Below are 23,130 nucleotides of genomic sequence, written 5' to 3' on the forward strand. Positions count from 1 at the left end.
CCTCCGACGACGCTTTTCTTGAACCGGCGCTTGCCGGCCTACTGATAGGGACCGTAATCGCGCTGATAGTGAAAGTGTGAAAAAGCCCACCCTTCCCCTTGCCTGACCGCCGTCGCACGGTAGCGCCCTCCGGCGCAGAGCACCGGCCCCCCGCCGTCGGGCGTGCGCCGGGTGAAGGCATAGCAATTCAGTTCCGCGCGATCACCCTCGACCGAGACCAGGGTGTTGAAGGTATAGTGCTGATAGAACGGCTTCAGATCGCGGTCGATCGCAAGCTGGTCGATCATGCTGCGCCGGTCGAAGCGTTTGCCCATGCCCGACTCGAAATTGCACTGAACGTCCTCGGTAAAGCAGCTCTCCATCAGCGCGAAGTCGCCCGCATCGAAACACCAGGTGTACATGGCGTGCAACTCCGCGATCCGTTCTTCGTCCGATGCGGGGGCGTTGTCGGCCACAGAGAAGGGCGCCAGGAACCGGGCGGCGAGTTGAGTGCCATCTCGTGGGTCGTCGCACAGGGGCTTACCCTTCTCCCAGATCTGTTCGTAGTGCAGAGACCGGATCCGCCAGCCCTTCTTGTCCTGGGTCAGCGACACGGCCAGGAAGCCGCCGGTGTGCCTGTTTTCGCTGCCGTCGGTGCCCCCCGTTACCTGGTAGAAGTAGGACGCGAATTCCGCGCCGTCCGGATTGATCCGGATCAGCTCGTTGGTCAGGTAGGTCATTCGCTTGGCGCCGCCAGCACAGAGTGCATCGACGGCATTGCCGCTTCCTGCGCCGGGCCAAAGGATCCGGTCGGCATCCGCGAGCGTTACGGAGACGGCATCGCGATCATCGGCGTCGGCGGCACGAAAGAGGCGCAGAACGGCATCCGATACGGCCTGACGCGGGCTCGACGCCGGGTCGGACGCCTGCTCGTCCGGCACGCCGAAGGTCGAGCCCTCGTCGATACCGTGCATGACCGGTGCGAATTGCGGCGCGCTGGCCGTCATCGCCGCAGGCAAGGTGCCTTCGGTCCAGAGGTCTTGCCAGCACTTGACCGCGATCTTCCAGCCATCGGGGGTCCTGACCATCTGGTTGCGATAATAGCCTCCGGCCAGAAACAGATCGTCGGGCTGCGGCAGAGCCAGTTCGCGGGAATTGATAAGGTTGCCGTAGAAATAGCCGCGGTCACCGTCGATCCTGACATACTGGTTCGAGATCATGTGCCTGCGCAGTGCGAACAACGGCGCGCGCGCCTGCACCGCGGCTTTCAGGGAAGGAAAATCGTAGCAGGATTCCATCGTCGAGGAGTGGAACTCCATCGGATCGGCAAAACAACGGCTAAGGCTCTCCCAATCGCACAGGTCGAGCGCCCAGGCATATTCGTTCATCAGTTTCTTGATCTGCTGCACGTCGTTGGTCATGCTGGTCCCTTGCCTCCCCGAGTGGCGCAAGATTACGGCTGCGGGAAAGGGCCGGCGACAAACAGGATGTTCATTGTGAACATCTTTCTCCAATCCGGACGTATGAGCGCGCGGTTAGGCTCCGGGTGGCGCAATCGGGGAGGAGATATCAAATGTCGGATGAACTCGCGCAGGCCTATATTGACATCTGCCTGACCCAAGGACGCTATGCTGTTGGCCTGGACAGCGCGGACTTTGCCCTGGTCGGCAGCGCGTTTGTCGAGGATGCCACATTTCAGACCCCTGCCGGGGTGGTCTGGGAGGGGCGTGCAACCATTGTCGAGAATCTCAGCACAGGCCACCAGGCGCGAAAAGGCGGCGCTCCCGGCATCTTTCAGCGCCATCATGTGACGACGCGGCACGTCGTGCTGGATGACCCGATGACGGCCTCCGTGGACAGCTATTTTGTCGTCACGACGGAGAACGGCCTCGACTTCAGCGGAACCTACAAGGACCTGTTCAGGAAGGAGGACGGGGGCTGGCTGATCGGTGCCCGCGTCATCACCTGCGACTGGCTGCATCCGCAATCCCGATTTGCCTCGCCCACGATCAAAGTGCGTGCGCGCGGCGATCTGGGCTAGGTCGCCGCATCTCAAATCGCGGCACGGGCAGGCAGCATTCCGGCCCCGGATCAATCGGTGCCGTTGCCCTCTCTGGCGAGCTGCAGGATCTGCGCGGCGGCCCTTTTCAGCGCGATCTTCGGAGTTTGCAGGCCCGCAAGCGCATCATGGATTTCGTCCCCCAGGATTCGTTCGGTCTCGAGGAACCTTGACCCGATCGGCCGGTACTGGGTCTGGAGGCGGCGCATTTCGGCCTGCTTCTGAATGAAGCGCTGGACCCGCATGCCGGGGCGAGTTTCAGGGTCGATCATATCGCTGAACCGCGGTGCAATGGGCAGACCGGTCGACGACTGGTTTCTGCTGGTTCCGGTCGAAATCAGCCATCGGATCGCTTTTGCGGCCGAAGCTGCCCTGGCGTCGGTCACGTTGGCGGGAATCGACAGGACGTAGCCGCTCAGCGGCATGGCTTTGACGCCGCCACGCAATGTCGGCTGTGTCAGGTATTTGATCCTGTGCCGGGCGATGGAGCGCGGGTCGTATTCGGCCTGGCTCATGTAGTTGGACCACGAGAAACACATCGCGGCATGGCCCCGCATAAACGTGTCGACCGACACGTCCCAGGCCATGTCGAGGATGTTGGCGGGCGATATTTCGACCAGTTGCGAGAGAAATTCGAGCGTCTGCAGAGCTTCGTTGCTGCTGACGATCGCCGCGAATTCCTCGACCGACACCTTGGGCCCCGGTTTGCTGAAGTTGGAGGTTTCTCCGAAGGTCTTGAAGGCACCGGCCGCGACCAGCAGCGTCCTGAATGTGGTGGCGACGGCAGTTCCTCGGCGGGCATCCCACACGATACCGGCCCTGTTCAGCTTCGGCGCGTTCAGTTCGCGGCCCGCGGCAATCACCTCGTCGAAACGCGCAGGTGGCGGAAGACCCGCTGCCTCGAAGAGATCGGTGCGGATCGCGAACATGTTGGTGGCGCAATAGATCGGCACACCGTAGAGCCTGCCGTCGATTTTTCCCAATGCGCCCAAACCGTCGAGTTCGTCGGCCTGGGCGGGGTTCAGGACATTGTCCAGCGGGCGAATGACACCGCGCCGCGCCAGCTCGTCCATGTAGGCGAGGTCGACACTCAGGATGTCGTACTGCGACTGATCAAGCTCATGGTTCGCCGCGATTTCCTGGCGGAGCCGCATCCCCTTTATGAGAACTATGTCGCTCTTTTTCGCGCCGAGACCGCTGCGAAAATCGAACCACAGGTTGCGAAGGCTGATGAAGTACGGGTCGTCATGCAAGAGGAACTTGAGCCCCGTATCGGCAATGGCGCTGAGGTCGTCGCGATCCATCGACGGTATCGCCGTCAAACCACGCGCACCGAAATAGAAGTAGCTCGCATCCGAAACGGAATCGGCCAGACCCATGGTCTCGATGAGAACCTGCTTGAAATGATCAAGGAAGGCGTCAAAGGCCCTTTCGGTCTCCGCGCTGGCGTGAAGGGAGAAGGTTCGCCCCGTCTTTGTTCTCGGGCGTTGCTCGATCACGCCATCGCTTATCAGGTCCAGGATGAACCGCCTGGATGTGCTGTAGGGAAGGCCGGTTGTGCTGGCGAGCGACGTGATGGTCGCCGTCTTGCCGCTATCGGTGTTCTCGACCAGATGCGCCAACACGTTCCAGAACGGGCGCGAGTCGCGGCCGCCGGCAACGATCTGAAACGACGCATCCACGTCTTTCAGCAGCTTGATCAGTCTCACTCTTTCAAAGCGTTCCATGGAAAATCGCGATCTGTGGGGAAGCCGAACCCGGGCTTGTGCCTGGGGCGATTCACCGGAACACCCCCGCCGCGCCTCAACCCGGGATGTGCGGGCATCTGCGCCCTGCACGACATGAGACAATAGCCAGATTGGACATTTTTGCAAGCCTTCCGGCCGGTCGGCGGCGATATAGGTCTCGGCGCGGGCCAAGGGTCCGGCACGATGCGTCAATACCGTGTTTCCGCGCTTGCGGAGAGGCAGTGCAGGTATCGGAGCCGGCGGCAGGAAAGGCCCGTTGAAAGGGAGGAACCACATGAAATCCACAAAACTCCTGTCCGGACTCGCAGGCGGTCTGGCCATTTCGATGCTCGCATTGACGGCGGGCCAGGCGCTCGCGGCGGACTATGTGATGAAGGTCGGCCTTGAGGCCCCGCCGCCCGATCCGGCGAACCCGGATCATTCGCGGACGCCTTTGGCCGAGTTCGAGCAAGATCTCGAGGCAGCATCCGGCGGCCGGATCGACGTGCAGATCTTCTGGAACGGTCAGCTTGGCAAGGTCGACAACGTTCTGAATCTCGTCCGTGGCGGTCAGGTCGAAGCGGAGATGGCTGCCGATGGCCACCTGGCGCCGTATTTCTCGGACATCCAGATCCTCGGCGTGCCCTATATCTTTTCGAGCGCTGAGGTCGCACATGAGGTGCTGGATGGGCCGGCGGGCCAGATGCTGGCAGAGAAGCTGTCCGAAGCCACCGACATGTACCCGCTCGGATGGATGGAGAACGGTGGTTTCCGCCACTTCACCGCGAACTCGCCGCTCAACACGGTGGACGATCTGAAAGGCCTGAAGATCCGCACGATGTCGAACCCGGCGCATATGGAGATGGTGCGTGCCCTTGGTGCATCGCCGACTCCGATCCCGTGGGCGGACCTCTATACCTCGCTCCAGACCGGGGTGGTCGACGGGGAAGAGAACTCGCTGGCGACGTTCCGCGTCCCCCGCCTTGAGGAAGTGCAGAAGCACATCATCATGGACGGGCACGTCTACGCGGCGCTCACGGTGGTGGTATCTCAGAAATGGCTCGACAGCCTGCCCGATGATCTGCGTCAGGCCGTGCTCGAAGCGGGGCAGCGGATGACCGAACGGAACCGCCAGATCTCGGCGGATTCCGAGGCCAGCGATCGCGCCTATCTCGAGTCGAAGGACGTGACGATCGTCGACCTCAGCACCGAGGAGAAAGCCAGGTTCCGCGATCTGACCCAGGCGCCGGTCCTCGAAATGGTCAAGGACAGCGTCAGCCAGGAGATCGTCGATATCTTTCTGAGCGAAGTCGCCAAGGCCGAAAGCGGCCAGTAGGCCCGCCGGGTGTTGGCTGATGCCTCGGGCCGCACTCCCCGGCCCGAGGCGGGTACTCTGATCGACGAAACTAGGGAAAGCATGCCATGCAAAGGCTTTTTGCTGGATTGTGCAGGGTCATCTCCGTTGCGCAGTTTCTGACGCTGGTCGGGATGTCCGGTGTCATGATCAGCCTTGTTTTCACGCGCTACGCTTTTTCCTTTTCTCCGTCATGGAGCGAAGAGGTAACGCGGTATCTTATGGTCTGGTCGGTAATGCTCGGGGCCGTTGTGCTTCTGTTTTTCGATGACCACATCACGCTGCATCTTCTCGAAAGCAAGCTCGGACCGCGTTTGAATCGGCTGCGGGTGCTGGTCGTCCGGGTCATCATCCTGGGCGTCTGCCTGGTGACCGGCTGGACGAGCATCGGGTTTGTCCAGCAGATGAGCACGGTCAGATCCTTCGGGCTTGGCACCTCCATGCTGATCGCGACTTTGCCGATAGCCATTGCCTTCTGGCTCATGGCGCTGGTCGTCCTGTACCAGATCGTCCGGGATATCGTCGGCCCGCGCAGCGGTGCGACGTCGCTCGGGATCAGGCAATCAGACTACATGGATGGGTCGTTCCGACCCGCAGACAGCGAGTAGCTCCGATGTCCATTGTACTGGTCCTTATCGTTTTCTTCGGGATGATCCTGCTGGGTGTGCCCGTGGCGTTTTCCATGCTGGCTATCTCGGCGCTCTACTTCGCGACAGGTCCGATCCCGAGCTTCGTCGAGTTGTTGCCTCAGAAGGTCTTCGAAGGGATCGACTACATCGTTCTGACCGCGATCCCGTTCTTCCTTCTGGCCGGCGAAATCATGAACCGGTCCGGTATGGCCGAGCGGCTCATGCACTTTGCCAATCTGATCGTCGGGCGCGTCAGGGGCGGATTTGCCTATGTCAACGTCCTCGCCTCGCTGCTGTTCTCGGGGCTGACGGGCGTTGCCGTCGGCGATATCGCGGCGCTCGGCAAGCTTGAGGTCGAGGCGATGGAAAAGTCCGGCTACCCGCGCGCATTCGCGGCGGCGGTGACCGTTTCATCTTCTCTGGTCGGCCCGATCATCCCGCCCTCGGGTGTGATCATCCTCTATTGCGCGATCATGAACACCTCGGTCGGTGGCATGTTCCTGGCAGCGCTGATTCCGGGCGTATTGATGGCGGTTGCGGATATGCTGATCATCGGCGTGGAGGCCCGGAAACGCAATTTCCCGGTGGCGAACGTTTCCCGCACCTGGCCCGATTTCGTGCTTTCGACAAAGGACGCCACGCTTGCGCTTCTGATGCCGGTTCTGCTGATTGGCGGGATCGTCGGGGGCATCATGACGCCAACCGAAGCCGCCGCCGCGGCTGTGGTCTATGCCCTGTTCGTGGGAACCGTCATCTATCGTGCACTGAGCCTGCGGCAGCTGGCGCGCATCTTCATCAGCTCCGGCTTTGATGCGGCACGGCTTCTTTTCATGATCGGCTCGGCGCTCGCCATGACCTGGATCTTCGCGCTCGAGAACGTGTCCGGTCTGGCCAGCGACTTCTTCAGCACGCTCGATGTTTCGCCAATCGTGCTGGTGATCTGCATCAATATCCTGTTCCTCGTGCTCGGCATGTTCATGGATGCGGCGCTGGCGCTGATCCTGTTCGCCCCCGTCATCGCGCCTGTGGCCTACGCCGCGGGCATGGGCGACCTTCAATTCGGGATCATGGTGATCGTGAATGTCACCATCGGCCTGGCAACGCCGCCGATCGGCAATGTGCTGTTCGCAATGTGCAGCGTCGTTTCCCTGAAAACCAGCGACCTGGTGCGCGAGCTTCTGCCCTTCCTGGCACTCAAGTTCATCCTGCTGGTCCTGGTCGGGACGGTGCCGGCCCTGACGACCTTCATCCCGTCTTTGCTCGGCTTCAACTAGGTCAGGGGACCACCATGAAAATCGCTCGTGCCGAAATCTTTGCCCTGGACCTGACGGATGGGGCCACGAACCCGCGCCACTCCTCGCCCTGGCATCCGGTCATTCTTCGGCTGACCACCGACGACGGCGCGACGGGTCTCGGCGAGGCCGGCCTTGCCTACGGCGTTGGGCACAACGGGGCTGTCGGGATGCTGCGGGACTTCGTCAGCGCCTTCGTGATCGGCCGGAACCCGCTCGAACGCGAAAAGCTCTGGCACGACATGCAGTACAGATCCTTCTGGGGCGGTGCGAGCGGTCCGGTCATCGGTGCAACGATGAGCGCGATCGACATCGCCATGTGGGACCTTACCGGCAAGATCCTTGGCCAGCCGGTCTGCAATCTTCTCGGCGGCCGCGTGCAGGATAGCCTGAGATGCTATGCCAGCCAGATCCAGTTCTGCGACAGGTTTGGCGAAAACTGGGTGAACCTGACGGAGCCGGAGGAGTATGCGGCCTCAGCCATCAGCGCGGTCGAGGCGGGCTATGACGCAGTGAAGGTGGACCCGATCACCATCGACGAGGACGGCGACCGCGAGTCCCCGCATCGGCTGAAAGGCGTGCTCGACAAGAAGATCGTCAACCGCGGGCTGCGCAGGATGGAGGCAATCCGCGATGCAGTCGGGCCGGATGTGGACATCATCCTCGAATTGCACTCCCTGACCTCGCTTTCTGGAGCGCAGCAATTTATCGAGGCCTGTGCCGGGCTCGACCTGTTCATGGCCGAAGAGGCGGTCAGCTTCAATTCCAGCCGGCCATCGCGCACGCTCAAGCAACGCATGCCGCATATCCGCATGACCGGCGGCGAGCGCATATTCACCCGCTGGCAGTTCCGCAGCTATCTTGAGGACGGCAGCTTCGACATGCTGCAGCCGGATTTCTGCCTGGCCGGCGGGATCTCGGAAGGGCGCAAGATCTGCGACATGGCGCATGCCTACGAGGTCACGATTCAGGGTCATGTATGCGGTTCGCCGATTTCATCCGCCGCGGCGATGCATATCGAAACCTCCATCCCGAACTTTCAGATCCACGAACACCACGTGATCGCCACGACCGAGATGAACCGGCGCATCTGCCAGCAGGATTACCAGCCGCAGCAGGGCCGGTTCCGGGTCGGCGATGCGCCGGGGCTGGGGCTCGATCTGGATGAAGATTACGTGCGTCACCACGCGACGGTTCTTGAGGTGGCCTAGGGGCAGAAGACGACGGAGGGCGCAGCGCATGACCGCAAGACTGAAAGGCAAGGTTGCCGTGGTGACCGGAGGGGCCAACGGAATGGGCGCCGCCCAGGCCGCCATGATGGCCCGCGAGGGGGCGAAGGTTTGTATCATGGACGTTCGCGACGATCTGGCCGCCCCGGTGCTTGAGCGGATTCTGGATGCCGATGGCGAGGCCATGTTTCACCGCGGTGACGTGACACGCGAAGCCGATTGGGAAGAGGTTCTGGCTGCCGTTGTCGCACGCTACGGACGGTTGGACATCCTGGTGAACAATGCCGGGATCGGAGCGAACCGGCTTGATCCGGACAGCGTGGATGACTGGAAAACGGTCATGGAGATCAACGTGATGGGTGCCGCGATCGGCACACGTCTGGCTGTTCCGATCATGCGTGCGGGCGGCGGCGGTGCAATCGTCAATATCTCGTCCATCGCGGCGTTTGCGGCGTTCGAAGACGCCAATCCCGTCTACGCGACGTCGAAGGGTGCCCTCTGGACCTATACCCGGCAGGCGGCGCTGACCCATGCAAAGGACGGGATCCGCGTAAATTCGATTCATCCGGGCTTGATGCCGCGGATGCTGCAACCCGGGAATCCGGCCCTGAGCGACGCCGAGCAGGGCCGTGCCGACAAGCTGGGACACGTCCCGCTGCGCCGTCTCGGACACCCGGACGAGGTCGCCTATGGCGTTGTTTTCCTTGCCTCGGACGAGGCGAGCTACGTCACCGGCTCAAGTCTGGTCATTGATGGTGGATATCTCTTGAAATGAATATGCAAACCCAGTCACACCAACCCGGCCTCGACGCGATAAAGGCGCATTTTCAGGATCGTGCCGTTGCAGCGCAGGCGATCCTCGACCAGCACGCACACGATGAATCCTTTCATCCCTGGGCGCCGCCCGATCTTGTCGTTTTTGCACGAAGTACCGAGGACGTGGCCGCTGCAGTCCGGATCTGCACGCAACACAAGCTGCCCATCGTTGCCTTCGGGGCCGGCACCTCGCTTGAGGGGAATGTGAACGCCGTCCGCGGCGGCGTCTGCATCGACCTGTCGCAGATGGACAGGGTATTGCAGGTCAATCCCGAGGATTTCGACTGCACCGTTCAGGCGGGTGTACGTCGCAAGCAACTCAACACCGAACTGCGCACCACCGGGCTGTTCTTCCCGATCGACCCGGGCCCGGATGCGACGATCGGAGGCATGGCGGCGACCCGGGCTTCCGGCACCAATGCCGTGCGATACGGCACCATGCGCGAGAACGTCATCGCGCTGACGGTCGTTACCGCCGGTGGGCATGTCGTGCGCACCTCACGCCGGGCCCGCAAGTCCGCGGCCGGCTATGACCTGACGCGGCTGTTCGTCGGCTCTGAAGGGACGCTCGGGATCATCACCGAGGTGACGCTGCGTCTTTCCGGCATCCCCGAAGAGACCATCGTCGGGCGATGTGCCTTTCCGTCCGAAGCCGCCGCGGTGGATACCGCGATCCAGACGCTGCAATCCGGGGTGACGCCGGCGCGGGTCGAGTTCCTGGATGATCGGCTGATCGCCGCAGTGAACCGGTATTCCGGCCTTGACCTGCCCGAAACCTCGACCCTGTTCTTCGAACTGCATGGCAGCGCGGCGCATGTCGCGGAACAATGTGAGTTGCTTGAGGCGATTGCGAGCGAGAACGACTGCTTGTCCTTCGAGATGGCTCAGGGGCCGGACGAGCGCACGAGGCTTTGGCAGGCGCGCCACGACGCCTACTACGCCACCGTGAACCAGCGGCGCGACGCGCGGGGACTGGCCACCGATGTCTGCGTGCCGATATCGCGCATCGCCGAGTGCATCGTCGAAACCAAGAAGGATCTTGAAGATTGCCCGGTGCCCGCCTGCATCATGGGGCATGTCGGCGACGGCAACTTCCACGTGGTCTTCTCGCTCAACGCCGACGACCCGGCCGAACTCAAGGCGACGGAGGAGATCGGAAGACGGCTGGTCAGCCGCGCTCTGGCGATGGACGGCACCTGCACCGGCGAGCATGGCGTCGGTCTGGGAAAGAAAAAATATCTCCCCGATGAATTTGGCGAAGAAGCGATGCAGGTGATGCGGCTGCTCAAGACCTCGCTCGACCCCGACAACATTTTCAACCCTGGCAAGATCGTCGATCCGGCCTGAGACAAGGGTTCCCCAATGCCTGCACATCACACCCCGCTGCGTTCGACAGACTGGCTGGCGCAGAACCTCGCCACGGTAAAGATCGTGGACGCCTCATGGTATCTGCCGCAAGACGGGCGCGATCCTGCGCAGGACTTTCTTGCCGCGCATATTCCCGGAGCGGTCCGCTTCGATCTGGATACGATCTGCGCGCCATCGGATCTTCCCCACATGATGCCCGCACCAGGGCAATTCGCGCAGGCGGTGTCCGCCCTAGGAATTTCGGACCGGGATACGATCGTCGTTTATGACACGGCGGGGTTGTTTTCGGCGGCGCGGGTGCGCTGGATGTTCCGGGGGTTCGGCGCGTCGGAGGTTTTCGTGCTTGACGGTGGCTTCCCGGCCTGGGTCGCCGAAGGCCGCCCCACGCAAAGCGGCCCTGCAAAACCTTCGCCAGCCGGGTTCAGCGCGGTCGCACCGAAGGAGGCGGTCGCCGACAAGTCCCATGTCCTGTCCGCCGTGCAATCGGGCACGAGAGCCATCATGGACGCCAGAAGCCCGGCCCGGTTTTACGGCGAGGTGGCCGAGCCACGACCGGGCGTCCGGTCGGGCCACATCCCGGGAAGCGTGAACGTGCCCTATTCCGAGCTGATCGAGAATGGCCGCATGAAGCAAACGGCGCATCTGGCAGAGATATTGTCGGGTCTTGGCGTCACCGTTGGGGATCCCGCGATCGTCAGCTGCGGTTCGGGCGTGACCGCGGCGATCATTGCCCTTGCGCTTGAACTGAACGGCAACCGCGATGTCGCGGTCTATGACGGCTCCTGGGCCGAATGGGGCGCCGACCACGCCCTTCCAATCGAACCCGACAGGGGATGAACCCACCGATGTCCGAACCGGCAACACATTCGCGATCAGATGACCAGACCCGGCGCCGTCTTTCGCCCGTGCAGGCGGTGCGCCAGGGGATGCACGCCTATTCCTGGGGGCTGGACTTCAAGGAGTGGGACAGGCTGCGGGAATGCCTTGTCGGGGCGTTGCGGTTTTCGTCGTCGCGGACGGTGACGACAACCGATGCAGAAAGCCGCATCGCGTCGTTTCAGGGGCGGGTTGATGACTATGCGGCCCGCTGTCATCTTCATTGCAACCAGTTGGTTCGCGTCGACGGCGACCGCGCGGCGTATACCGGCTATCTGATGCTCGCCCGGGTTCGGCAACCCGCCGATGGCGGCGGTTTCTTCTACGAGGGGGGCTTCTACCGCAACACTTTTGTGCGCGAAGGCGGGAGCTGGAAGGCGTCCGAGATCATCTGGCAGGACGTTTTCAGCGACTCCGGCGCTCCGATGAAAATCCTGCACGACACGCTCGCCAGCCCGATCACTGCCGCAAAGCAGGTTCTGCCCGAAGGGCCCGGCACCGCAGCGACGGAACACGACGCGGTTTCGGCGGTCGTCAACTGGGTGATCCGGGCGGCGGACAGCGGCGATCTCGCCGCGTTTCACGAATGGGTCGACGCGATGGCGAACGGCACGGTCGATGGCCAGGCTTGTCGCGGGCGTGACGCGCTGGCCCAAGCCTTTCTTGCGCCGGCAGGGCGGCGTCTTACCTTTTTGGCCAACCATCGCGTCCGCGTCTCGGGGGACCGGGCCAGCTACGCCGCCTCTGCCGCAATCGTGACGATCGGAACGGGGCAATCCTCCAGCCGTCAGGCCGGCGGAATCCTGCACGCGGACCTGAGCAAGTCGCCCGATGGGTGGCGGCTTGCAGCGTTGCGACTGCAGATCCTCTGGGACACGCAGAAGGCCACGGTTCCGGCCCAGTCCCCGGTCGCCGATTGCCCGGACCTTTGTGACGACTGGACCGGGAACGGCATTGTCCCGGATGGCCAGCGGCTCGAAGACCTTCTCCACCGGATGCTGGCATGCGTCGACGCCGGAGATCGCGATGGGCTGAGCCGCTGTCTCGCGGATGACGCCACCGGGAAGCTTTGGGACGCCGAACCGCTCCGGTCGCGCGCGGCGATTGTTGCGGCCCTTCTGGAGTACCGCGGGTCTCTGGATTTTCTCCAAAGCTTTGCCTTCAACACGGTTGTCCGGTTCGAGGGCGAGCAATCCACGCTGAAATGCTACTCGATGGCGCGTCAGGTTTCGGCGCAAGGGAACGCTCCCGACACGGTTGGCGGACGTCTCTTTATGAAGGCAAGACACGAGGCCGGGGCCTGGCAGATCACCGACCTCACATTCTGCCGCGACTTCGGCCCCTTTGATGTGCCTCGGGCGCCGGCGTCATCCATAGCTCAAAGTTGATGAAAGGATCGCAGTCATGGACACGGGACTGACACAGGCGAGAAACACCGCAAACGACGTTCATGCGATCATCAGGCTGATGAACGAGTATTCCTGGGCGCTCGACAACAACGACTGGGACGAGCTGCGCCGGTGTTTTGCGGTTCCCATGCAATTCCTGGCCTCGACCATGGCGCCAGTCCGCGATGTCGAGGTTCTGATCGCCGGCCTCAGCAGCCGCGCCGGTACCTTTGCGCACCGGCGCCACATGCAAAGCAACGGGTTCGTGCGGGTCGATGGCGACCGGGCCTTCTACACGGGCAACATGATGAATCCCCGCGTACAGGCCGAGAAAAGCGACCACGAATTCTTCCTCGCCGGCGGTTATTACCGGAACGAGTTCATCCGCACCGACGCGGGCTGGAAGATCGCGATCAAGTGCTGGCAGGATGTCTACAGCGAAGGCGGACTTCCCCCGGCAATGCAGAAGGCGGGCGTGGCGGGCTATGGCAGTTCGGCCTTTCCTCGTGTGCTGGACGATCTGGTTGACGGTGCCACTTTCGGCGTGGTGGATGAACATGCATCGGATCGCGCGGCGGATGAGCGGATGCGCGTTCACGACGCCATCATGCGGATCTTCCGGGCGGCGGACGGAGCGCAACCTGCACATGGCAGGGTGGCACTGGCCGGGAATGCAACGGGACAGATTGCCGGGAAGACCATCGCCGGCGCCGATGCCCTGCTTGCCGCGCTCGATGGCAAGGGTGCAGCGCGATTGACACATATCACCAACGAGGTGATCGACCTTGCCGGGGACAATGCCGAATTCGCGTCCTACTTTTTCGTGGTCACGGCCAGACCGGAGGGCAATGCTCATACGGGTGGATTGCTGCGGGCAACGCTCGTGCGGGACGAGGGGTTGTGGAAAGCCACACATCTCGCGCTTGATCCGCTCTGGGCGCGTGGCGAAGCGGCGGCACCGGAGCCGGTGCACCCCATCATGCTTGGCGCGCCTCTCGCGGTCGATGACCCCGCGTCGGATGACGAAACGGCGGTCGTCGCTCAGCTCCACCGGCTGATCTGGGCATTGGATGGCGGTAGCGCCGAGCGCATCGAGCCTCTGTTGGATGCCCGTGCGAGGCTCGAAACGGGCACCGACGAGGTTGAAGGACGCGCCGCCGTCATCCAGCACCTGTTGGACGAGCGGGCGCAGACACAGCTGCGCCAAAGCTATCTGTTCAACCCCGTGGTCACAATCGAGGGGGCTGAAGCGGATGCGCGTTTCTACATGCTGACCCGGCGAGCGGAGGCCGACGGCGCCGTGAAAATGTTCGGCGGCAGGCTCTATGCCAGCGCCAGACGCGAGGGCGGCAGGGTCCGCATCACTGATCTGAGGTTTGTCACGGATTTTGGGCCCTACGCTTGATCCGATCCGTTCGGGATGATTGGTGACCGCATGGTCGCCTGAGTTGGAGGCGCGCGATGATCCGTCGATGCCTCATCTATGAAAACGCGGGCGATGCCCCGGCAATCGCCGGTCCGCCCGGCTCATCACGCCTGTCTCGTTGCTGCGGCGCAAACCCGGGATATCGGCGCGGGCGCCGAGGCGGGGTGGGTGGCTCGGAGAAAAGTTCATTCTCGACATCTGTCGATGAATGCGATGGCGAAGATGCGACTATGGTCGGTGTCAAAAGGAACGAGGGAGTTAAATGGACACTTTCATCATAACGGGCGCGGCCGGGGGTATTGGATCGCCGACCGTATCGGCGATGGCGCGGGCAGACCGACGCCTCATCTGTGTCGATATCGACGCACAGGCGATGAAGGCACGCCTTCCCGGCGATCTGCCCGGTGAGATCGTCATGGTGCCGTCCTATCTGGACAATGCCATGGCCTGCGCAAAGGTCGTCGACGCGACCGAAGGCCCGATCACGGGTCTCGTGCACCTGGCAGGGCAATTTGCCAACGACGATGACAGCGCGGGAACCTGGGATCGCATCCTCGATGTCAACCTGCGCACCGCCTATGATCTGACCCAGGCGATCCGGTCGCGGCTGCGCACCGATGGTGGCGCGCGGCTGGTCTATGCATCGTCCGCCTCGTTCCGCAGGGGGTCGCCGGATGCTCTGGCCTATTCGGCGGCCAAGGCTGGCCTTGTGGGGATCGTGCGCGCCCTGTCCAAGAAACTCGGGCCGCGGGGAACCGTTAATGCGATCGCGCCCGGTCCGGTCGACACGCCGATGCCGGCGCAGATGATTGCGTCCGGGCGCCTCAACAAGACGCTGGAGTCAATTCCGATGGGCCGCATCGGCCGTCCCGACGAAGTGGCCTCGGTGATTGCGTTTCTCTGTTCCGAAGGGGCCAGTTACGTTTCCGGTCAGGTCATCAACGTCGATGGAGGTCTGAATCCGTCGTGACGATACACCGCGGTCGGGCTCCCGCCCGGACCACATCCCCCGCCCACCGACCGGCGCAGCGCGCCGCCACCGTCCTGCAAGCCCGAGGATAAAGATATGTCCAGACTTTTCAGCAATTTCCGCCTGGCGCAAATGGAGTTCCCGAACCGGATCGTCGTTGCGCCGATGTGCCAGCACATGGCCGAGCACGGAATTGCGACAGACTGGCACCTGATCCACTGGGGTAGTCTTGCACTGTCCGGCGCCGGTTTGGTCATGATCGAGGCGACCGGCGTGGAAATGGAGGGGCGTATCAGTCCGAACTGCCTGAGCCTCGATTCAGACGCTTCGGAAAAGGCGATGGGGCGGATGCTCGAGGTTGCGCGCCGCTACGGCGATTCGCGGTTCGGACTCCAGCTTTCGCATGCCGGCCGCAAGGGGTCTACCGTCACGGGATCGAGCGGACGCCAGGCCCTGACCGCGGCAGAGGGCGCATGGCCGACCGTCGGTCCCAGCGCGATCGCGGTGGCCGAGGGCTGGCCGGTGCCCAAGGCCGCTGACCGCGAGGATCTGAAGAGGATCCGCGAGGCATTTGCCTCGGCGGCGAGGCGCGCGCTGGCCATCGACATGGATGTCATCGAACTCCATGCCGCGCACGGCTATCTCCTGCATCAGTTTCTGTCTCCCGTCTCCAATCAGCGCAGCGATGCCTATGGCGGCTCGCCCGAAGCCAGGATGCGCTACCCGCTCGAGATCTTCGATGCCGTGCGCGAGGTCTGGCCCTCGGAGCGGCCGCTCGGCGTCCGGATCACCGGTCGGGACTGGTATCCGGGCGGGCTCGAACCCGAGGACGCCGTGCAATTCGCCACCGCGCTGCAGGAGCGGGGGTGCGATTTTGTCGATGTGACGACAGGGGCCATCCGGCTGGATGCGCGGCCACCGCAGATCCATCCTGGCTACCAGGCTGAATATGCCCGCAAGGTGAAGGCCGAAACCGGGATTCCCACCTTTGCGGTCGGCATGATCAACACCGCGGAACTTGCCGAAGAGCTCCTCGCCGCGGGTGATGCCGATTTTATCTGCCTCGCACGCGGGTTTCTGGATGACCCGCGCTGGCCGTGGCACGCCGCCGAGGCGCTTGGCGATACCATCGCCTATCCGCCAGCCTATGATCGCTGCCACCCCAGACTCTGGCCGGCAACAGAGACGGCGATCAGGAACAGAAAACTCGCCTGATCCACCTGCGCCGGGTATTCAACGTGGTGACGCAGACGCCGATGCCGGACTGCCTGCGCGCCGCAGCCGTCAGGGAGCTGTTTGACGAATGCTGATCGTGGCACATTTCCAGAGCGCGGCAACCGACGCGCTTCGGGCGCATCCCAGCCGTCCGACCGTGGTGGAGATCCTGGACGCGCCGCGCTGGGTTCTGCCGCCCGATACCGCCATGCTCCTGACGACGCCGCCGGGCTGGGAAGCCGCGCCGGCGTTGCGCCCGGAGGATTGGCCCTCCGGTCTCAGGCTCGTCCAGAGTGTGTCGGTCGGTGTCGATGCATACCCTCGCTGGCTGGTCGAAGGGCAAGTCTTCGCCACGGCGCGGGGAACAAACGCGCCGTCGATCGCGGAGTACGTCTTCGCCGCCATTTTCGCCCGGCACCGGTCTTTCGCCGGTCTTACCATCAGACGGGCGGAAGACTGGGGCCACATCGAATTTGGCTCGCTTGAAGGAAAGACCCTCGGCCTCGCCGGTTTCGGCAGTATAGGCCGGGCGGTTGCACCTGTCGCTCAGGCGCTGGGCATGCGCGTTGCGGTGTTCCGCAAGACCGGCGCGCCGGCGCGGGAGCCGGGGATAGAGACGGCAGACAGCCTGGCACATCTGTTCGCGATGTCCGATATCCTGGTGCTGGCCATGCCGGCGACGCCCGAGACGCACCGGATCGTCAACCGCGAGGTTCTTGGACACGCGAAACCGGGCCTTCACCTTATCAACGTCGCACGAGGGGCGCTGGTCGATCAGGACGATCTGCAACAGGCGCTCGACGCGGGGCAGATCGGCTTTGCGACCCTGGACGTCACCGATCCTGAACCCTTGCCGGCGGGCCATCCGCTTTACACCCACCCGAGCGTAGCCCTTACTCCGCATATCGCCTGGGCCGGGCCTGGAAATGAACGGCGCTTTGCCGAGCTCGCGCTGCACAATCTCGGCGCATTGCTCGGTGGCGGCCAAACCGCAAACGCCCACGATGTGCGCTCGGGTCGCTAACCTGCACCTCCGCCGCAAGATGTTGCCGGTCAGCGCCCGCGCCGCATCCGTCCGCTCCGGGCCGGAAAGCGCGAGGCGTATCTTCCCGGTCTCATACGGCGCCAGCAGCCGGGCCTGCTCAAGACCGCGCGTGCGACCCGGCGCGGGCACTTTCTTGCCCCAACCCGCCCGACCGAAGGCCGCGAACCTGCCACGTCGCGTTCCGATTCCGACCGGGGGAAGCCCGGATTCGTCTGAGATATCGTTTGGTTTTGGATAATTACTTAGATATTGCAATATCGTGTTTTGTTGGGCGCTGGGCGAACTCAGTGTCCGACGCATCGACACAATTCGCTTTGCTTCAATGGTTGCGCGAAGGTGTCTTGCCTATTTCGGCGGCGCCTATGCCGAGATCGTAGGTAATTCTATTTGTTATTGACTAAAGCATTATTCACTGCTTCACTCGTTGCCAATTCGTACACCGCGCTTGTTCGGGGTTCTTGCGAGGTCAGACGGGGGGAGCCATGTCTAGCGAGATCGGGGCCAGCGAAGGCACGACGGCGGAGGTGACCGCCATCGAGCGCCTCGTTGCCGTGGAAGAGATCAAGTATCTGAAGTCGCGCTATTTCGATGCGGTCGACATGAAGGACTGGTCGGCGATCATCGGGATCTTCACAGAGGATGCGCAGGTCGATTTCGGCGGCGAGGGCAAGCACCATGTCGGCCACCACGGCGTGACCGAAGCGGATGTGAACCCGGACGACTGGATCGTCATCGGCGGTCCGGCGACCGCGAAGGTGATCGAGGGCGCCGTCGGCGGCATCAGCTCGGTCCACCACGGGCACGATCCGCAGATCCAGATCCATTCCGCGACCCGCGCCACCGGGCGCTGGAAGCTCTACGACCGCCTCGAATACGGCCACGAGGTGATGCACGGCTATGGCTATTACGACGAAGAGTACCGATGCGAAGACGGCGTCTGGCGCATTTCGCAACTCACGTTGAACCGCTTGCGCGTTGTTTGGGAGGACATGCGCAAAACCGGGTGAATTCCGGCCGGCCACCCCGATCCGGGGCGGCGGGCCGTGGATGGACGAAGCAGAATACCAACGAGGAGGAAAACATGACGACTAAAACGAAATCCAAGACCCGCTGGCTGTCGGTTGCTGCCACGGCGGCGGTGACCGCTACGATGACGTGCACCGCAGCCTGGGCCGAACTGCCCGGCGAAGGCTCCATCGTGATGTTCGGCCAATCGCGCGAGAACCCGTATTTCGGCCAGAACGCCGTTGGCGCCGGGGATGTCGCTGCCGAATTCGGCTGGGACTTCACCTATGTGGAATCGTCCACGCAGGAAGCGCAGGACGCGGCGATCCAGCAGCTGCTTGCCACTGGTCAGAAGCCGATCGGCATCGTGCTCAACCCGATTTCCGGCGCCGCAGCGGTTGCCTCGGAGCTTGCGATCACACAGGCGGGCATTCCGATGGTGATCCTCAACCAGGTTCCGTCGAAGGAGCAGGCCGATCTGTTCATCGCCTATGGTGGTGTGAGCGACTATCTCTCCGGCCAGAACGCAGCGCAGCTGCTGGTCGCCGGTGCTGAAAAGGCTGGCATCGAGCTGGGTAATGGCCTTGTCGTGAACACCGTGGCCGGCCACAGCGCCGCGCAGGAGCGGGTAGCGGGCTTCCTTGACGAGATGGCTCGCTCCTTCCCCGAAGGCTCGGAAATCCTGGCCGACGTGACCTCCGGCGGCTTCCTCGAAAACGAAGGCTACGCGGTCGGGTCGCAGATCATTCCGGCCAATGCGGGCCAGTTCAACTGGGTCTACGGCGTGAACGACGCGCTTGCCTATGGCGCCATGACGGCGGCAAAGGAAAACGGCATCGTTCCCGGTGAAGATGTCCTGTTCGTGGGCGGCACCTGCATGAACGCGACGACCAACGCCGCGGTTCAGGCCGGTGAACTGGTCGGCACCTCGGTGCAGGCTCCCTACATCGAGGGTGCCGCGGCCATGTACGCGCTGGTGGCTTACCTGAACACCGGTGAAGTCATCAACGACGAGCGCAACCTGTCGTCCGACGCCCCGCCGTCGATCGACGAGCCCCCGTACAAGTGGAACTACATGCCCAACACGATGCTGGACGGTTCCCCGGAATCCTACACCGAGACGGTGATCTGGGGCAAAACCGCCCAGGAACTGTGTAACTACAACTGATCCCCGTCGCGGGTCGGTGAAACTTTGCGGGGCGCGTCTGGCCGTGGGCCGAATGCGCCCTGCACCCCACATGATCACACCAAAATGGAGCCGCTGGACCGATGAGCAATGTCGCTCTTGAGATGAAGGGTATTTCCAAGGCGTTCGGCGCGGTGCAGGCCCTCGACAACGTCGACTTCGAGTTGCGCCGCGGCGAGGTCATGGCCCTGCTCGGCGAAAACGGTGCGGGCAAGAGCACGCTCGTGAAGGTTCTGGCCGGTCTTCATGTGCCGGAAACCGGGTCGATCAAGATCGACGGCAAACCCTTCAACCTCGGAACGACACAGCTGTCGCACGCGGCGGGGATCGCGGTTGCGGAGCAGGAACTCAGCGTCATCGGCACGCTGAGCGCGGCCGAGAATATCTTCCTTGGCGGCGTGCCGTTTTCCGGGCCGTGGACGCGCAAGCGTCTGGCCGAAAAGGCAAAGCCCTACCTTGAGGCGGTCGGCCTCGGGCATCTGGATTCTTCCGTCCCGGTCGAAAGGCTCGCCGTAGCCGAGCGCCAGCTGATCGAAATCGCGCGGCTGCTCGCCACGAACGCGCGCATTCTGATCCTCGACGAGCCGACAGCGGCTCTCAACGATTCCGATATCGAGCGCGTGAAAGCGCTGGTCACGAAACTGGCGAGGGAAGGCCACAGCATCATCTACGTCACGCACCGGCTTGGCGAGGTCTTCGAGATCGCGGACCGGATCACGACGCTGCGCGGCGGCCGGAGCAATCCGCCCGAAAACGTATCCGACATGACATTGGCCAAGGTGATCGAGCGGATGATCGGCCGGCCGCTGGAAGAGATGTTCCCGCCGCGCGCCTCCGGCTTCGGCGAGGCCGCCCTCGATCTGCGCAATGTAACCACCAAGGCACTGCCGCTGATGCAGAACCTCAAGGTCCGGGCCGGCGAGATCGTCGGCCTTGCCGGGCAGGTCGGCTCGGGCACCGAGAGCCTCCTGCGCGCAATTGCCGGGGCCGACATCGTGGAAACCGGCAGCATCTCGGTCGATGGCCGCCGGCTTCCGAAGGCCCATAAACTGTCGACGGCGATGAAGTACGGGATCGGCTATTGTTCGAGTGACCGGAAGCTGGACGGTGTTTTTGCCGACCTGGCGGTTTCGACCAACATGGTGGCACCGTCGATGCGCCAGGTCACGCCGCGCTTCATCGTGAACCGCCGCCGCATCCGGGATCTGACCGGGCGCATTTCGGGCCAGATGGCGATCGACCCCAAGCGGGCCGAGTACCGGGTCGGCGCGCTCTCGGGGGGGAACCAGCAGAAGGTCGCCCTCGGAAAATGGCTCGGCATCTCGCCGCGCGTCCTGCTGGTGGCGGAACCGACACGCGGCGTCGACGTGGGCGCGCGGGCCGAAATCTACGGCCATCTCCGCCGCCTGGCCGACGAAGGAATGGCCATCGTCTTTTCCTCGTCGGACATCGACGAGGTTCACGGCCTCGCGGACACGATCATCACGATGTATCGCGGACGGCAGGTCCGCACCGTCAAACCGGCTGATGTCGGCAACCATGACCTGCTGCGCGACATCACCCATCCGGAAGAAGAGGTCGCATGATGACCGAGACTGGATACACCCCGACGCCCAGCAAGAGCCCCGCATCGAGCAAGGTCATGCGCTGGGTGTATATCATCGGTGCGTTCATCGTGCTGGCCGCGATCGGCGGGTTCTTCAACCGGGCCTTCCTGACGCCCGAAAACGGCCTTGCCATCCTGCGGGCCGCAGCCATGTCGGGCATGGTCGCGATGGGCGCGACATTCATCACCCTGTCGGGGCGGTTCTTTTCCCTCGCTCTTGGCCAGACGGCCATGTTCGCGGGGGTTCTGATGGCCGTTCTGATGTCTGCCGGGCTGCCCTTCGGCATCGCCGTGGTTCTGACATTTGCCGTGATCATCCTGCTTGGCGCCCTGCAGGGCGGCATCATCGCGATGGGGGCGAACCCCATCGTCACCACCCTGGGCGCCGGCGCGATCCTGGCGGGCCTGGCGGGCCTTGCGACCGGCGGCAAGAACGTTCCGATCGAAAGCGCCGTGGTCGAATGGATCGGCAACGGGCGGATCATCGGCGTTCCGACCCAGACCTGGGCGTTCCTGTTCTCGGTCGCGGTGGCGTGGTGGGTGATCAACAAGACGCGGCTGGGCCGCGAGACCATCCTGATGGGGGCGAACCGGGCCACCGCCGAGGCGTCGGGCGTAAACGTCGCGCTGATCACGATCCTGGTCTTCATCATCGCAAGCATTGCCGCCGGGATGATGGGTATCTTCGAGGCGGCACAGTTCAACAAGGCCCGTGTCATGGGCTTTGACGCGGTCGATTTCAACGTCATCGCCGCGGTCCTGATCGGCGGCACCGCGATCCAGGGCGGGCGGGGATCGCCCCTGCAATCCGCGCTCGGGGCGGTCTTCATCGCGACTGTGCAGAACTACATGTTGCTGCTGGCCTGGTCCGCCGGGGTCCGCACGGTCATCACCGGGGCGCTCATCGTCGTCATCGTTGTCGGCTTCCACATTGCCGGTAAGAGAAAAGGGGCCTGAGACTTATGAAGTTCCTGCAGAATCCACTGGTTCAGCGCCTTGTTCTTCTCGTCGTCGTCTACGCGATCCTTGCCCTGACGGTTCCGTTCTTCGCGACCAGCGGGAATGCCTATGCCGTGCTGGAGGCCAGCGCGCTGCTGGGTATCGTCGCGGCAGGGCTGGCCGTCAACATGCTGACGGGCGAGCTTGACCTGTCGGTCGGGTCGGTGGCGGCCTGCGCCGGGCTTGTGGCGATCATGATGTCGCAGCACGGCATCTATATCGCGGTTATCGCCGCCGTGATCCCGGCAGTGCTGTACGGCATGTTGCAGGGCTATTGCATCGCCCGCCTGCAGATCTCGTCACTGGTCTTCACCCTGGGGACGTTCATCGGCGTTCGCGGGCTGGCCTATGTCATTTCGGATGAACGGACGCTGACGCTGGCGCTTTCGAACCTGAGCATCTCGATGTCGCTGCGCGAGCGCATCCTGATCTTCTCGCCTTTCAGCCTGCTGATGATCGGCGTTCTGATCATCGCCGGGCTTCTGCTGCGCTATACCCGGGTGGGGCGCGAGATCTTCGCCATCGGTGGCGCGCGCAAGGAAAGCCGCGCCGCGGGTGTGCCGCAGGTGCGACCGCTCGTCATCAGCTTCGCCACGTCGGCCGGGCTGGCCGCGCTGGCCGGGGCGCTGGCCTCCATGCGGGGGGGCAGCGCCGCGCCCGGTGGCTACGAGACAGTCCTGCTGGGAGCGGTGACCGCCGCGCTGATCGGTGGTGTGAGCCTTTATGGCGGACGCGGCAGCATGATCGGCGTGTTCATCGGGGTGCTGACGCTACAGTTTCTGCTGTCTGGCCTTCAGCTTCTGGGTGCGCCGAACTGGGCGGCCAACCTGACGACGGGCCTCATTCTGCTCGCCTTCCTGGGGATCGACCTGGCACATGGCTCGTCGCCCGTCGCCACGGCGCTGCACAGATCCAGGGTGCGTCGTCGAAGTTCAAACACCGCCTAGGAAGTCCGCTGACA

General features: G+C 63.3%; 20 protein-coding genes. 18 read left to right on the forward strand and 2 right to left on the reverse strand.

Annotation, left to right across the window (positions count from 1 at the left end; all coding sequences use genetic code 11):
- Positions 1-38: 38 nt before the first annotated feature.
- On the reverse strand, positions 39-1,400 hold the full coding sequence (locus QMG28_RS04585) for a nuclear transport factor 2 family protein (protein WP_281840970.1): 1,362 nt from the start codon (positions 1,398-1,400) through the stop codon (positions 39-41).
- A 152-nt stretch (positions 1,401-1,552) separates the two neighbouring features.
- On the opposite strand from QMG28_RS04585, the gene QMG28_RS04590 reads away from it, so the two are divergent.
- A complete protein-coding gene (locus tag QMG28_RS04590) occupies positions 1,553-2,020 on the forward strand; it encodes a nuclear transport factor 2 family protein (protein WP_281840971.1) in 468 nt (155 codons plus the stop codon).
- A gap of 50 nt (positions 2,021-2,070) precedes the next feature.
- Here the strand turns inward: QMG28_RS04590 and QMG28_RS04595 are convergent, their stop codons facing one another.
- On the reverse strand, positions 2,071-3,765 hold the full coding sequence (locus tag QMG28_RS04595) for an extracellular solute-binding protein (RefSeq protein ID WP_281840972.1): 1,695 nt from the start codon (positions 3,763-3,765) through the stop codon (positions 2,071-2,073).
- A gap of 295 nt (positions 3,766-4,060) precedes the next feature.
- Between QMG28_RS04595 and QMG28_RS04600 the strand changes: the two genes are divergently transcribed.
- The 17 genes from QMG28_RS04600 to QMG28_RS04680 all read left to right on the forward strand — a co-directional run bounded on the left by QMG28_RS04600 (position 4,061) and on the right by QMG28_RS04680 (position 23,116).
- Complete coding sequence (locus QMG28_RS04600; RefSeq protein ID WP_281840973.1) at positions 4,061-5,101, forward strand: TRAP transporter substrate-binding protein; 1,041 nt, start codon at positions 4,061-4,063, stop codon at positions 5,099-5,101.
- 86 nt (positions 5,102-5,187) lie between these two features.
- Positions 5,188-5,727 (forward strand): TRAP transporter small permease, encoded by a 540-nt coding sequence (locus QMG28_RS04605; protein ID WP_281840974.1) that lies wholly within the window; start codon positions 5,188-5,190, stop codon positions 5,725-5,727.
- Positions 5,728-5,732: 5 nt separating this feature from the next.
- Positions 5,733-7,022 (forward strand): TRAP transporter large permease, encoded by a 1,290-nt coding sequence (locus QMG28_RS04610; protein WP_281840975.1) that lies wholly within the window; start codon positions 5,733-5,735, stop codon positions 7,020-7,022.
- A 14-nt stretch (positions 7,023-7,036) separates the two neighbouring features.
- Positions 7,037-8,251 (forward strand): mandelate racemase/muconate lactonizing enzyme family protein, encoded by a 1,215-nt coding sequence (locus QMG28_RS04615; protein ID WP_281840976.1) that lies wholly within the window; start codon positions 7,037-7,039, stop codon positions 8,249-8,251.
- 28 nt (positions 8,252-8,279) lie between these two features.
- A complete protein-coding gene (locus QMG28_RS04620; protein ID WP_281840977.1) occupies positions 8,280-9,044 on the forward strand; it encodes an SDR family NAD(P)-dependent oxidoreductase in 765 nt (254 codons plus the stop codon).
- Positions 9,045-9,046: 2 nt separating this feature from the next.
- Positions 9,047-10,432 carry an FAD-binding oxidoreductase gene (locus QMG28_RS04625; RefSeq protein WP_281840978.1) on the forward strand — a complete coding sequence of 462 codons (1,386 nt, stop codon included), beginning with the start codon at positions 9,047-9,049 and terminating at the stop codon, positions 10,430-10,432.
- A 15-nt stretch (positions 10,433-10,447) separates the two neighbouring features.
- On the forward strand, positions 10,448-11,290 hold the full coding sequence (gene sseA, locus QMG28_RS04630) for a 3-mercaptopyruvate sulfurtransferase (RefSeq protein WP_281840979.1): 843 nt from the start codon (positions 10,448-10,450) through the stop codon (positions 11,288-11,290).
- Positions 11,291-11,298: 8 nt separating this feature from the next.
- A complete protein-coding gene (locus QMG28_RS04635) occupies positions 11,299-12,717 on the forward strand; it encodes a nuclear transport factor 2 family protein (RefSeq protein WP_281840980.1) in 1,419 nt (472 codons plus the stop codon).
- A gap of 16 nt (positions 12,718-12,733) precedes the next feature.
- Positions 12,734-14,122: a nuclear transport factor 2 family protein gene (locus tag QMG28_RS04640; protein WP_281840981.1), complete on the forward strand. Its 1,389-nt coding sequence runs from the start codon at positions 12,734-12,736 to the stop codon at positions 14,120-14,122.
- Between the two features lie 283 nt (positions 14,123-14,405).
- Positions 14,406-15,113 carry an SDR family NAD(P)-dependent oxidoreductase gene (locus tag QMG28_RS04645; protein ID WP_281840982.1) on the forward strand — a complete coding sequence of 236 codons (708 nt, stop codon included), beginning with the start codon at positions 14,406-14,408 and terminating at the stop codon, positions 15,111-15,113.
- A gap of 96 nt (positions 15,114-15,209) precedes the next feature.
- On the forward strand, positions 15,210-16,328 hold the full coding sequence (locus tag QMG28_RS04650; RefSeq protein ID WP_281840983.1) for an NADH:flavin oxidoreductase/NADH oxidase: 1,119 nt from the start codon (positions 15,210-15,212) through the stop codon (positions 16,326-16,328).
- Between the two features lie 88 nt (positions 16,329-16,416).
- On the forward strand, positions 16,417-17,352 hold the full coding sequence (locus QMG28_RS04655; RefSeq protein ID WP_281840984.1) for an NAD(P)-dependent oxidoreductase: 936 nt from the start codon (positions 16,417-16,419) through the stop codon (positions 17,350-17,352).
- Positions 17,353-17,855: 503 nt separating this feature from the next.
- The gene (locus QMG28_RS04660; protein ID WP_281840985.1) at positions 17,856-18,380 is read left to right on the forward strand and encodes a nuclear transport factor 2 family protein; all 525 of its coding nucleotides are present in this window, start codon (positions 17,856-17,858) and stop codon (positions 18,378-18,380) included.
- 74 nt (positions 18,381-18,454) lie between these two features.
- The gene (locus tag QMG28_RS04665; protein ID WP_281840986.1) at positions 18,455-19,546 is read left to right on the forward strand and encodes a sugar ABC transporter substrate-binding protein; all 1,092 of its coding nucleotides are present in this window, start codon (positions 18,455-18,457) and stop codon (positions 19,544-19,546) included.
- Positions 19,547-19,647: 101 nt separating this feature from the next.
- Positions 19,648-21,150 carry a sugar ABC transporter ATP-binding protein gene (locus tag QMG28_RS04670; RefSeq protein WP_281840987.1) on the forward strand — a complete coding sequence of 501 codons (1,503 nt, stop codon included), beginning with the start codon at positions 19,648-19,650 and terminating at the stop codon, positions 21,148-21,150.
- The gene (locus tag QMG28_RS04675) at positions 21,150-22,127 is read left to right on the forward strand and encodes an ABC transporter permease (protein WP_281840988.1); all 978 of its coding nucleotides are present in this window, start codon (positions 21,150-21,152) and stop codon (positions 22,125-22,127) included. Before QMG28_RS04670 ends, QMG28_RS04675 begins: the two co-directional genes overlap by 1 nt.
- Positions 22,128-22,132: 5 nt before the next feature.
- Positions 22,133-23,116: an ABC transporter permease gene (locus QMG28_RS04680; RefSeq protein WP_281840989.1), complete on the forward strand. Its 984-nt coding sequence runs from the start codon at positions 22,133-22,135 to the stop codon at positions 23,114-23,116.
- Positions 23,117-23,130 lie beyond the last annotated feature (14 nt).

It is taken from the genome of Sinisalibacter aestuarii (assembly GCF_027923545.1).
Classification (GTDB): domain Bacteria; phylum Pseudomonadota; class Alphaproteobacteria; order Rhodobacterales; family Rhodobacteraceae; genus Sinisalibacter; species Sinisalibacter aestuarii.